Here is a 9,914-nt window from a genome sequence, read left to right as displayed (position 1 = left end):
ACCCTCCAAAAGGTCCCCAATGCCGGACAGAATGCGTCCACCATGTCTCCGGACATCTGTCCACCATGTCTGGCGGCTGCACACCTGTCGAACCACGAAGCGAAGGGGTGACGCCGGGCTCTTGCGGAGCGAACGGCAGCGCCGGAGCCGGAGCCGGCGTTCCGCCGGTCCGCTTCTGGTTCGACAGGCTCACCATGAAGCGGGCAAGACGAAACGGTGCGGCTGGCAGGATGCGGCCCCGACTTGACGCTGCCGCCGCGGAAGGGCGACAAGCAGCACGGTTTACAGGGATAGGAAACCAATGAGCGGACCCCTCCAAGGCCTGCGCGTGCTCGACATGACGCGCATCCTGGCCGGCCCGACCTGCACCCAGCTGCTCGGCGACCTGGGCGCCGACGTCGTCAAGATCGAGCGCCCCGGCGAGGGCGACGACACCCGGCGCTGGGGGCCGCCCTACGTCAGGAACGCAGACGGCAGCGACAGCGACGCCAGCGCCTACTTCCTGTCCTCCAACCGCAACAAGCGCTCGCTCTCCATCGACATGGCCCACCCCGAGGGCCAGGCGCTGATCCGCCGGCTCGCCGAGACCGCCGACTTCGCCGTCGAGAACTTCAAGGTCGGGGGCCTCGCGAAGTTCGGCCTCGACTATTTCGGCCTGAAGCAGGTCAAGCCGGACCTGATCTACTGCTCGATCACCGGCTTCGGCCAGGACGGGCCCTACGCGCCGCGCGCCGGCTACGACTACCTGGCGCAGGGCATGGGTGGCATGATGAGCCTGACCGGCGAGGCCGACGGCAAGCCGATGAAGATCGGCGTCGGCATCGCCGACGTGATGTGCGGCATGTACGCCAGCGTCGCGCTGCTCGCCGCCCTGCACCACCGCGAGCGGACCGGCCAGGGCCAGTACATCGACCTGGCGCTGCTCGACACCCAGGTCGCCTGGCTGATCAACGAGGGCCTGAACTACCTGACGAGCGGCGTGGTGCCGCACCGGCGCGGCACCGAGCACGCCAACATCGTGCCCTACAACGTGCTGCCGGCCGCCGACGGCCACTTCATCCTGGCGGTCGGCAACGACCGGCAGTTCCAGCGCTTCGCCCAGTTCGCCGGCGCGCCCGAGCTGGCCAGCGACCTGCGCTTCCTCACTAACTCCCTGCGCGTCGCCAACCGCGAGGCCATCTACGAGATCCTGCCGAAGCTGACCGTGACCAAGACGCTCGACCAGTGGATCGACGGCCTGGCCGCCCTCGGCGTGCCCTCGGGCCCGGTCAACACCCTCGACCGGGTCTTCGCCGACCCGCAGGTCCTGCACCGCGGCATGAAGGTCGAGGTGCCCTACCCCGGCAGCGAGACGGGCTCGGTCTCGCTGATCGGCAACCCGATCAGGTTCTCCGAGACCCCCGTCGGCTACGACCGGCCGCCGCCGCACGTCGGCCAGCACAGCGACGAGGTGCTGGCCGAGCTCGGCCTCGACGCCGCCGAGATCGCCCGCCTGCGCGACCAGGGCGTGGTGTAGGCGAGCCGCGAGGCTTGTTCTGCGCCCCCACGTCACTCCGGTGTCCTAGCCGATGCGCTCCACCGAGCCGTCGAGCGCCATCAGGTAGGTCTCGACCGCCAGCGCCGGCTGGCGCTCGGCGATCTGGGCGGCGAGCTGGCCGAGCAACTCGCTATGGGCGTCGCGCTCGCGATCGGGCGTCGCCAAGTGGTCGCTGCCCAGCGCGATCTTGTAGGCGCCGCAGTCGCGGTGGTCGATCACCATGACCCTCTGGACCTGGTGCAAGTCGATCGCCGCCTGCAGATGCTCCCAGAAGGTCGCGTGCCAATCGGCGAAGGCCGGATGCACGGCGCCGGCCGAGGCGCCGGCCAGGATCACGTGGTCGTAGTCCTCGGTCAGGCCCAGCTCTGCCATGAAGGCACCGACGTCGTCGACTAGGCGGTAGTCCATGCAGCTGAGCAGCAGCACCTCGGCGGTGCCGGCGCCCGCCGGCCGCGGCGCGAGGCCGACCAGCAGGCTCAGGCCGGCCCCGAGGCCGGCGAGCTGGACGAAGCGGCGGCGCCCCACGCGGTGCGCGGCCGGAACGGACGGATGACCGATGCAGCAGGACTCTGCGTTCATGACGTGATCCCCCTCGGATCGCCCCGGCGGCGACCGCTCGATCCGAAGAGCATACCCCGTTCCGCCGAGCGATGCCTCACGCTACCGCGCGCAGTCGAGCGCCGGCCCGAGCTGCTGCACGCGGGCCTGGAGTGTGGCGGCGCGGTTGCTGACGTAGGGCCCCGGCTCGCCGGCCGACCAGGCGCGCGGGTTCGGCAGGACCGCGGCCAGCAGCGCCCCCTGGCGCCCGCTCAGGGCCTCGGCCGAGACGCCGAAGTGGTGCCGCGCCGCCGCCTCGGCGCCGTAGACCCCCGGCGCCCACTCGGCGACGTTGAGGTAGAGCTCGAGGATGCGGCGCTTGCCGGCGAGCGCCTCGAGCCAGAAGACGAAGGGCACCTCGGCGACCTTGCGCAGCCAGTCGCGGCCCGGCCAGAGGAAGAGATTCTTGGCGCTCTGCATGGTGATCGTGCTGGCGCCGCGCAGGCCCTTGCCGGCCTTCCAGTCGGCGACGGCGCGCTCGAGCTCGACCCAGTCGTAGCCGAAATGACCGCAGAAGCGGTTGTCCTCGGCGGCCAGCACGGCGAGGCGCAGGTTCGGCGAGATCGCCTCCAGCGGCACCCAGTCGCGCCGCCAGCCGTCGCCCTCGGCCCAGCGCAGCGCCATCAGCAGGGTGCCCGGCGGCGGCACCGCGCTGTAGGCCGCGACCCAGAGCGGCGGCGCCAGCAGCAGCAGCAGGGCCAGCGCGCTCAGCCAACGCCAGAGGCCCCGGCCCGGGAGGCGGCGCCACAGCCGCCGGGCGGCCGACGTGCGGGGCGATGCACGGGGCGATGCACGCGACGGCGCGCGGGGCGCTTGCGACTTCGCTCCGGCGGTGCCATAAGGCCGCTTCGATGACCTCATCGAAGAAATCCGTACAAGGCGGCTACCCGCACAAGCACCTGCTCGGCATCGAAGGCCTGAGCCGGTCCGAGATCGTGTTCCTGCTGGACGAGGCGGCGGAGTACGCCGATCTCGACCCGCACCGACACGGTCGCAACGCGCTGCTGGCCGGCCATACGGTGATCAACCTCTTCTTCGAGAACTCGACGCGCACCCGCACCTCCTTCGAGCTGGCGGCCAAGCGTCTGGGCGCCGACGTGATCAACATGTCGGTCGCCTGGTCCTCGATCAAGAAGGGCGAGACCCTGATCGACACGGCGATGACGCTGACCGCCATGCATCCGGACGTGCTGGTCGTGCGCCATCCCGACTCCGGCGCCGTCAAGCTGCTCAGCGAGAAGGTCGAGTGCGCCGTCATCAACGGCGGCGACGGCGCCCACGAGCACCCGACCCAGGCGCTGCTCGACGCCCTGACGATCATCCGCAGGCTCGGCAAGCTGGAGGGCCTGGAGGTCGCGATCTGCGGCGACATCCTGCACAGCCGGGTCGCGCGCTCCAACATCCACCTGCTCAACGCCATGGGCGCGCGGGTCCGGGTCATCGCGCCGCCGACCCTGATGCCGAGCCAAGTCGAGGCGCTCGGCGTCGAGGCCTTCACCGACATGCGCGCCGGGCTGGCCGGCACCGACGTCGTGATGATGCTGCGCCTGCAGACCGAGCGCATGCAGGGCTCCTACGTGCCCTCGATCCGCGAGTACTTCCACTTCTACGGCCTCGACCGCGAGAAGCTGGCCCTGGCCAAGCCGAACGCCCTGGTCATGCACCCCGGCCCGATGAACCGCGGCGTCGAGATCGACAGCGAGCTCGCCGACGACATCGACCGCTCCGCGATCCGCGAGCAGGTCGAGATGGGCGTCGCCGTGCGCATGGCCTGCGTCGACGTGCTGACCCGGCCGCTGCGCACCGGACGGAAGCGATGATGCAGAAGCCCCCCGCCCGCACCGCGGCACCCGGACGGGTCGCCTACGTCAACGCGCGCCTGCTCGATCCCGCGAGCGGACTCGACGCCCCCGGCGCGCTGCTGACCGAGGGTGCCGAGATCGCCGACCTCGGCCCGCGGCTGTTCGCCGAGGGCGTTCCCGAGGGCGTCGAGACGGTCGACTGCGGCGGCGCCTGCCTGGCGCCGGGGCTGGTCGACATGCGCGTGCAGCTGCGCGAGCCGGGCGAGGAGCACAAGGAGACGATCTCCTCGGCGAGCCGCGCCGCCGCCGTCGGCGGCGTCACCTCGATGGTCGCCCTGCCCAACACCGACCCGATCGTCGACGACGTCGCCGGCGTCGAGTTCGTGGCGCGCCGGGCCCGCGAGGAGAAGGCTGTCAAGGTCTACACCTACGGCACCGTGACGCGCCGCTGCGAGGGCCAGGAGCTGACCGAGATGGGCCTGCTGTCGGCCTATGGCGCGCTCGGCTTCACCGACGGCCTGAAGGCCGTGGCCAGCGCCCAGGTGATGCGCCGCGCCCTGGCCTACAGCCGGATCTTCGACACGGTGATCCTGCAGCATCCCGAGGAGCCGAGCCTGGCCGGCGGCACGATGAACTCGGGCGCGCTGGCGACCCGACTGGGCCTCTCCGGGATCCCGCCCCAGGCCGAGGTCATCATGGTCGAGCGCGACCTGCGGCTGGTCGAGATGACCGGCGGGCGCTACCACGTCGGCCACGTCTCGACGGCGGCGGCGCTGGAGGCGATCCGCGGCGCCAAGCGGCGCGGCCTGCCGGTCACCTGCGACACCGCCCCCCACTACTTCACGCTCAACGAGAACGCGGTCGGCGACTACCGGACCTTCGCCAAGGTTTCGCCGCCGCTGCGCTGCGAGGAGGACCGCGCGGCGGTCGCCGCGGCCCTGGCCGACGGCACCATCGACGCCGTCGCCTCGGACCACGCGCCCCAGGACCAGGACGCCAAGCGCCTGCCCTTCGCCCACGCCGAGCCGGGCATCGTCGGCCTGGAGACGCTGCTGGCGCTGTCGCTGACGCCGGTCCACGCCGGCCGCATCAGCCTGCTCGACCTGGTCGCCTGCCTGACCAGCCGGCCGGCGGCGATCCTGCGCGGCCGCTCCGGCCTGACCCGGGGCTGGCCCGCCGACCTGGTGGTCTTCGATCACGAGAAGCCCTGGACGATCGACCCCGACCGATTCAAGAGCAAGTCGAAGAACTCGCCCTTCGAGGGCCACATGGTCCAGGGCCGGGTGCTGCGCACGGTCGTCGACGGACGGGCGATCTTCGTCGCCTGACCGGCTTCTGCCGCCACGGCGCTGCCGCCGCTACCAGGGCAGCTCGTGGCCCCGCCAGCTGTAGAAGCGCCCGCTCTGCTCCAGGGTCAGGCCGTCGAGGATGCGGCGCAGCGCCGCGACCGACTCCTGGGGCGAGATGCTGGCCTGGGGGCCGCCCATGTCGGTTCGCACCCAGCCCGGATGCAGCGCCACGGCGATGCCGCCGGCCGGCTTCAGGTCGACGGCCAGGTTGCGCGTCACCATGTTCAGCGCCGCCTTGCTGCTGCGATAGGCGTAGTGGCCGCCGCTCTCGTTGTCGCCAAGCGAGCCGAGCTGCGAGCTGATGTTGGCGATGGTCCGCTTCTCGCTGGCCAGGAGCGCCGGCCGGAAGGCGCCGGCCAGGCGCGCCGGCGCCAGGGTGTTGACCGCCAGCACGCGCTGCCACCGGTCGAAGTCGAGCTCCTCCAAGGCTTCCGTTCCGCCGCCCAGTCCGGCGTTGTTGATCAGCAGGTCGAGCGGCTCCTCGCCGAGGCTGCGCGCCAGCGCTTCGACCTGCAGCCCGTCGGTGACGTCGAGGCGGTGGGTCAGGACGTCCGGCCCGAGCTGCTGCAGCGGCCGGCACTTCTCGGGATGCCGGCAGCAGGCATGGACCCGCCAGCCGTCCGCGGCGTAGCTCTCGACGAAGGCGAGGCCGAGGCCGCGGTTGGCGCCGGTGACCAGGACGCTCGGCATGGCGACGCCTTTCAGCCCTCGACGCGGAAGTGGGCCTCGGTCGGGGCATGACCGACGCCGTTGATCGGCAGGATGTCCTGGGGGCAGGCCGAGAAGGCGACGATGCAGTCGAGCCGCGCCTCGAACAGCACGTGGTCGCCGGGCTTCGAGACCGGCGCCTCGAAGGACAGACCGCCCTCCTTCGTCCAGGGAATGTTCATCCAGAGGTTCAGCGGGCTCGGCGTCTCCGGCGGCGTCAGGCCCAGCTCGTAGAGCGCCGCCGCCAGGTTGTCGGTGCAGTTGTCATGGTACTCGGCGCAGCCGAGCAGGCCGTAGCGGTAGTCGTCGCAGGCCGCGATCACGGTGTCGTGGATGCCCGGCGAGGAGTCCTCGAGCAGGGTCAGGATCGGACGCCGCCGGTTGGTGTAGAGGTGGTCGCCGACCCCGGGGATCATCTTCAGCAGAGTCGCGCGGGTATGCTCCATCGACATGAACTCCTGCAGGTCGTGCTGCAGGAAGGCCCAGGTGTCGACGACCTGGTCGCCGTGGCTGTTGATCACCCGCAGGCGCTGCCCGGCGGCCAGGCGGGCCGCCTTGCCGCGCCGCGCCGGAATCGTCACGTCCTGGGCCATTCGAGTCTCCCCCGCCAAGCTTGCGTCGCCGGAGCTTAGGACCGCCGGACGGGCCCCGGCAAGGCGGGGCTGCCGCGCCCGGAGCCGGGCGCGCGGCTCAGGCGCTCTCCTCGAACAGCTCGCGGCCGATCAGCCAGCGGCGGATCTCGCTGGTGCCGGCGCCGATCTCGTAGAGCTTGGCGTCGCGCAGCAGGCGGCCGGTCGGGTAGTCGTTGATGTAGCCATTGCCGCCGAGCAGCTGGATCGCGTCGAGGGCGACCTGGGTCGCCTTCTCGCCGGCGTAGAGGATCGCGCCGGCGGCGTCCTTGCGGGCGGTTTCGCCGCGATCGCAGGCCTGGGCCACGGCGTAGACATAGGCCCGGCAGGCGCTGGCGGTGGTGTACATGTCCGCGAGCTTGCCCTGGACCAGCTGGAACTCGCCGATCGACTGGCCGAACTGCTTGCGCTCGTGGACGTAGGGGATGGCCACGTCGAGCGCCGCCTGCATGATCCCCAGCGGACCGGCGGCGAGCACGGCGCGCTCGTAGTCGAGCCCGCTCATCAGCACCTTGACGCCGCCGCCCACGGTGCCGAGCACGTTCTCCTCGGGCACCTCGCAGTCCTGGAAGACCAGTTCGCCGGTCGGCGAGCCGCGCATGCCCAGCTTGTCCAGCTTCTGGGCGATCGAGAAGCCCTTGAAGCCCTTCTCGACGATGAAGGCGGTGATGCCGCGCGGACCGGCCTCGGGATCCGTCTTGGCGTAGACGACCAGCGTCTCGGCCTCGCCGGCGTTGGTGATCCACATCTTGCCGCCGTTGAGCACCCAGTGGTCGCCCTTCTTCTCGGCGCGGGTCTTCATCGAGACGACGTCGGAGCCGGCGCCGGGCTCGCTCATCGCCAGGGCGCCGACCTGCTCGCCGGAGACCAACTTGGGCAGGTAGCGGCGCTTCTGCTCCTCGCTGCCGTTGCGGCGGATCTGGTTGACGCAGAGATTGGAGTGGGCGCCGTAGCTGAGGCCGACCGAGGCCGAGGCGCGGCTGACCTCCTCCATGGCGACGCAGTGGTGCAGGTAGCCGAGGCCGGCGCCGCCGTACTCCTCCTCGACCGTGATGCCGTGCAGGCCGAGCGCGCCGAGCTGCGGCCAGAGCTCGCGCGGGAACCAGTCGTCGCGGTCGATCCGCGCGGCCAGCGGCGCGATCTTCTCCTGGCTGAAGGACATCACCGTGTCGCGCAGCAGGTCGGCCTCCTCGCCGAGGCCGAAGTTGAGGCTGGGCAGCTGGTTCGGGATCATCGGGGCTTCCTCCGCCGGTTTCTCGCTTGCCGCTTTGTCGCCCGATTGTGGTGCCGGAGTCGACGCCCGGCCAGCCGCTCCGGAATCCGCTAGGCGGCCGCCGGCCCGTCCGGGCGCCCGTCGAGCCGCATCAGGGTCTGCAGCAGCTTGGCGCACGGCCGCTCGCGCCCCTCCTTCTCGACGTGGACGGCGACGTCGCAGACCGTCAGCGTCCGCCCCGGCTTGAACACCGTGGCGAGCGCGCGCAGGCGCTCGCCGTCGGCCGGCGCCAGCAGGTTGATCTTGTACTCGACGGTCAGCACCGTGGCCTCGGCCGGGAACAGCGTGAAGGCGGCGTAGCCGCCGGCGGAATCGCCGATCGTCGCGGTCACGCCGGCGTGGAAGAAGCCGTGCTGCTGCGCCAGCTCCGGGCGGAACGGCAGGACGATCTCGACCAGGCCCGGCTCGACCCGGCTGAGCGTGGCGCCGAGCGTCGCCATGATGCCCTGGCGCGCGAAGGAGTCCCGCGTGCGCGCCTCGAAGTCCGGGTTCAAGGGCTCGAAGCCCATCGTCTCCTCCAGCAAGGGGTCCGCGGGGCCCGCGCTCAGCCGGTCTCGCGCAGGTAGTAGATCAGGTCGAGCGGCGGCGCCTCGCGGCCGAGCCGGGTCAGCAGCCCGTGGGCCTGGCCGCGGTGATGGGTCTGGTGATTGAAGAGGTGCGCCAGGATCTGCCAGAGCCGCTGGCTGCTGGGCTCGCCCCAGCGCAGGTAGGTCACCGTGCCGGCCAGGCGTTTCGGCGTCAGGTCGGCGCAGAACTCGGCGATGTGCCCGTCGGCGCGGCGGCGCGCCGCCCGCAGCCCCGCCAGGTCCTCGAACGGGACGGCGTCGAGGCCGGCCGGCGGCGGCGCGACGTCCAGGGTGTCGCGCCCGATCCGCCCGAGCCACAGCAGGTCGCCGACCAGGATGTGGCTGAGGGTGCCGTGAAGCGAGCCGAAGAAGGCCTGCAGGTCGCGGCGGTAGTCGGACTCCGGCAGGGCGGCGACGGCCTCGTAGAGCCGCTCGTTGGCCCAGCTGTTGTAGCCCGCGAAGATTCGCGCCTGCTCCGGAATCACGCCGCGCTCCCGTCCCGCCGTTCCGCGGGCGAAGTCTGCCCGCTCTCACGGGGTGTCGGGAAGAGCCTTGGCGTCATGAGCCTCTTGCCGCTGCGGCAAGCGCGGGCGCGGCGCCTTCAGAATGCGAGCACCGGCTCGCCGGCGTAGTACTCGCGCCACAGCGGGGCGATCGCGGGCCGGGCCGCCACCGCTTGCATCAGCCGGGCGGCACGGGGCGACGCCTCGAGGAAGGCCGGCAGGTCGTGATGCCAGCCGCCGAGCATGGCCAGGTAGATGTCGGCGGCGGAGAAGCGCTCGCCGAGCAGGAAGGGCCCCTCGGTCTCGCCCAGGGCCGCCTCGATCAGACGCCAGTCCCGCTCGACCGCCTGGCGCCCGGCCTCCTTCACGCCGGCGGCGCCGCCGGGATCGCTGGTGTAGCGCTCGGCGTAGACGTAGCGCAGGTTGGCCTCGTAGAGATCGACCGCGCCGAAGGCCATCCAGCGCAGGCAGCGGCCCCGCTCGGCGCTGCCCGGCGCCGGCAGCAGCCCGGCCTCAGGCAGGGCGTCGCAGAGCTGCAGCACGATCGCCAGCGACTCGGTGACGAGCGTGCCGTCGGGGAGCACCAGGGTCGGCAGCTGGCCGCGCGGATTGAGCCCGAGGTAGCCGTGCTCGCGGTGCCGGCCCGCGGCCTTGTCCACCTCGACCCGCTCGAAGGGCGCGCCCGCCTCGGCGAGCACGGCGTTGGGCGCGAAAGCGCCGGTCCCTTTCGCCCAGTACAGCCTGTACATCCCCGCCCCTCCGTCCGCGGATCCGCCAGCTTCGCCTCGCTCCGGAGCGAGGGCAATTGCCTTCTGCAGCGACCGCGCGGGCGGCCCGCAGGCCTGCCATGAGGCGTTCGCCCTGCGATGGCGCTGGACCCCGCTCCGGACCGATCCTAGCCTGGATTTCTCATACTGGAAGGGGTCGTCACGTGGGTTATCGGCGGACAG

The 9,914-nt window shown here is 71.7% G+C and carries 11 protein-coding genes; 3 read left to right on the top strand and 8 right to left on the bottom strand.

What is annotated here, in order from left to right:
- The first annotated feature begins 301 nt into the window (after window positions 1–301).
- Complete coding sequence (locus WD341_RS04165) at window positions 302–1,516, top strand: CaiB/BaiF CoA transferase family protein (RefSeq protein WP_368424165.1); 1,215 nt, start codon at window positions 302–304, stop codon at window positions 1,514–1,516.
- Between the two features lie 45 nt (window positions 1,517–1,561).
- Here the strand turns inward: WD341_RS04165 and WD341_RS04160 are convergent, their stop codons facing one another.
- Entirely contained in the window at window positions 1,562–2,116 is a 555-nt protein-coding gene (locus WD341_RS04160) for a carbonic anhydrase (RefSeq protein WP_368424164.1), read from the bottom strand.
- An 81-nt stretch (window positions 2,117–2,197) separates the two neighbouring features.
- On the bottom strand, window positions 2,198–2,995 hold the full coding sequence (mtgA, locus tag WD341_RS04155) for a monofunctional biosynthetic peptidoglycan transglycosylase (protein ID WP_368424163.1): 798 nt from the start codon (window positions 2,993–2,995) through the stop codon (window positions 2,198–2,200).
- Between mtgA and WD341_RS04150 the strand changes: the two genes are divergently transcribed.
- A complete protein-coding gene (locus tag WD341_RS04150; protein WP_368424162.1) occupies window positions 2,986–3,954 on the top strand; it encodes an aspartate carbamoyltransferase catalytic subunit in 969 nt (322 codons plus the stop codon). The genes mtgA and WD341_RS04150 overlap by 10 nt on opposite strands.
- On the top strand, window positions 3,954–5,264 hold the full coding sequence (pyrC, locus tag WD341_RS04145) for a dihydroorotase (RefSeq protein WP_368424161.1): 1,311 nt from the start codon (window positions 3,954–3,956) through the stop codon (window positions 5,262–5,264). The genes WD341_RS04150 and pyrC overlap by 1 nt, the downstream gene beginning before the upstream one ends.
- A 30-nt stretch (window positions 5,265–5,294) precedes the next feature.
- Here pyrC and WD341_RS04140 read toward each other — a convergent pair whose 3' ends face one another.
- The 6 genes from WD341_RS04140 to WD341_RS04115 all read right to left on the bottom strand — a co-directional run bounded on the left by WD341_RS04140 (window position 5,295) and on the right by WD341_RS04115 (window position 9,713).
- Window positions 5,295–5,975 carry an SDR family oxidoreductase gene (locus WD341_RS04140; protein WP_368424160.1) on the bottom strand — a complete coding sequence of 227 codons (681 nt, stop codon included), beginning with the start codon at window positions 5,973–5,975 and terminating at the stop codon, window positions 5,295–5,297.
- Window positions 5,976–5,986: 11 nt separating this feature from the next.
- Entirely contained in the window at window positions 5,987–6,586 is a 600-nt protein-coding gene (locus WD341_RS04135) for a DUF1989 domain-containing protein (protein ID WP_368424159.1), read from the bottom strand.
- A gap of 97 nt (window positions 6,587–6,683) precedes the next feature.
- On the bottom strand, window positions 6,684–7,856 hold the full coding sequence (locus WD341_RS04130; RefSeq protein WP_368424158.1) for an isovaleryl-CoA dehydrogenase: 1,173 nt from the start codon (window positions 7,854–7,856) through the stop codon (window positions 6,684–6,686).
- 89 nt (window positions 7,857–7,945) lie between these two features.
- Complete coding sequence (locus WD341_RS04125) at window positions 7,946–8,404, bottom strand: PaaI family thioesterase (RefSeq protein WP_368424157.1); 459 nt, start codon at window positions 8,402–8,404, stop codon at window positions 7,946–7,948.
- Between the two features lie 35 nt (window positions 8,405–8,439).
- Window positions 8,440–8,946: a DinB family protein gene (locus WD341_RS04120; protein WP_368424156.1), complete on the bottom strand. Its 507-nt coding sequence runs from the start codon at window positions 8,944–8,946 to the stop codon at window positions 8,440–8,442.
- 116 nt (window positions 8,947–9,062) lie between these two features.
- The gene (locus WD341_RS04115) at window positions 9,063–9,713 is read right to left on the bottom strand and encodes a glutathione S-transferase family protein (protein WP_368424155.1); all 651 of its coding nucleotides are present in this window, start codon (window positions 9,711–9,713) and stop codon (window positions 9,063–9,065) included.
- Between the last annotated feature and the right edge of the window lie 201 nt (window positions 9,714–9,914).

It is taken from the genome of Tistlia sp. (assembly GCF_040905785.1).
GTDB lineage: Bacteria > Pseudomonadota > Alphaproteobacteria > Kiloniellales > DSM-21159 > Tistlia.
This window is presented reverse-complemented; position numbering and strand designations above follow the sequence as displayed.

Bases quoted from the DNA above. Each gene is read 5' to 3' on its own strand.
- WD341_RS04165 (WP_368424165.1), top strand. From the start codon at position 302: ATGAGCGGACCCCTCCAAGGCCTGCGCGTGCTCGACATGACGCGCATC.
- WD341_RS04160 (WP_368424164.1), bottom strand. From the start codon at position 2,116: ATGAACGCAGAGTCCTGCTGCATCGGTCATCCGTCCGTTCCGGCCGCG.
- WD341_RS04150 (WP_368424162.1), top strand. From the start codon at position 2,986: ATGACCTCATCGAAGAAATCCGTACAAGGCGGCTACCCGCACAAGCAC.
- mtgA (WP_368424163.1), bottom strand. From the start codon at position 2,995: ATGAGGTCATCGAAGCGGCCTTATGGCACCGCCGGAGCGAAGTCGCAA.
- pyrC (WP_368424161.1), top strand. From the start codon at position 3,954: ATGCAGAAGCCCCCCGCCCGCACCGCGGCACCCGGACGGGTCGCCTAC.
- WD341_RS04140 (WP_368424160.1), bottom strand. From the start codon at position 5,975: ATGCCGAGCGTCCTGGTCACCGGCGCCAACCGCGGCCTCGGCCTCGCC.
- WD341_RS04135 (WP_368424159.1), bottom strand. From the start codon at position 6,586: ATGGCCCAGGACGTGACGATTCCGGCGCGGCGCGGCAAGGCGGCCCGC.
- WD341_RS04130 (WP_368424158.1), bottom strand. From the start codon at position 7,856: ATGATCCCGAACCAGCTGCCCAGCCTCAACTTCGGCCTCGGCGAGGAG.
- WD341_RS04125 (WP_368424157.1), bottom strand. From the start codon at position 8,404: ATGGGCTTCGAGCCCTTGAACCCGGACTTCGAGGCGCGCACGCGGGAC.
- WD341_RS04115 (WP_368424155.1), bottom strand. From the start codon at position 9,713: ATGTACAGGCTGTACTGGGCGAAAGGGACCGGCGCTTTCGCGCCCAAC.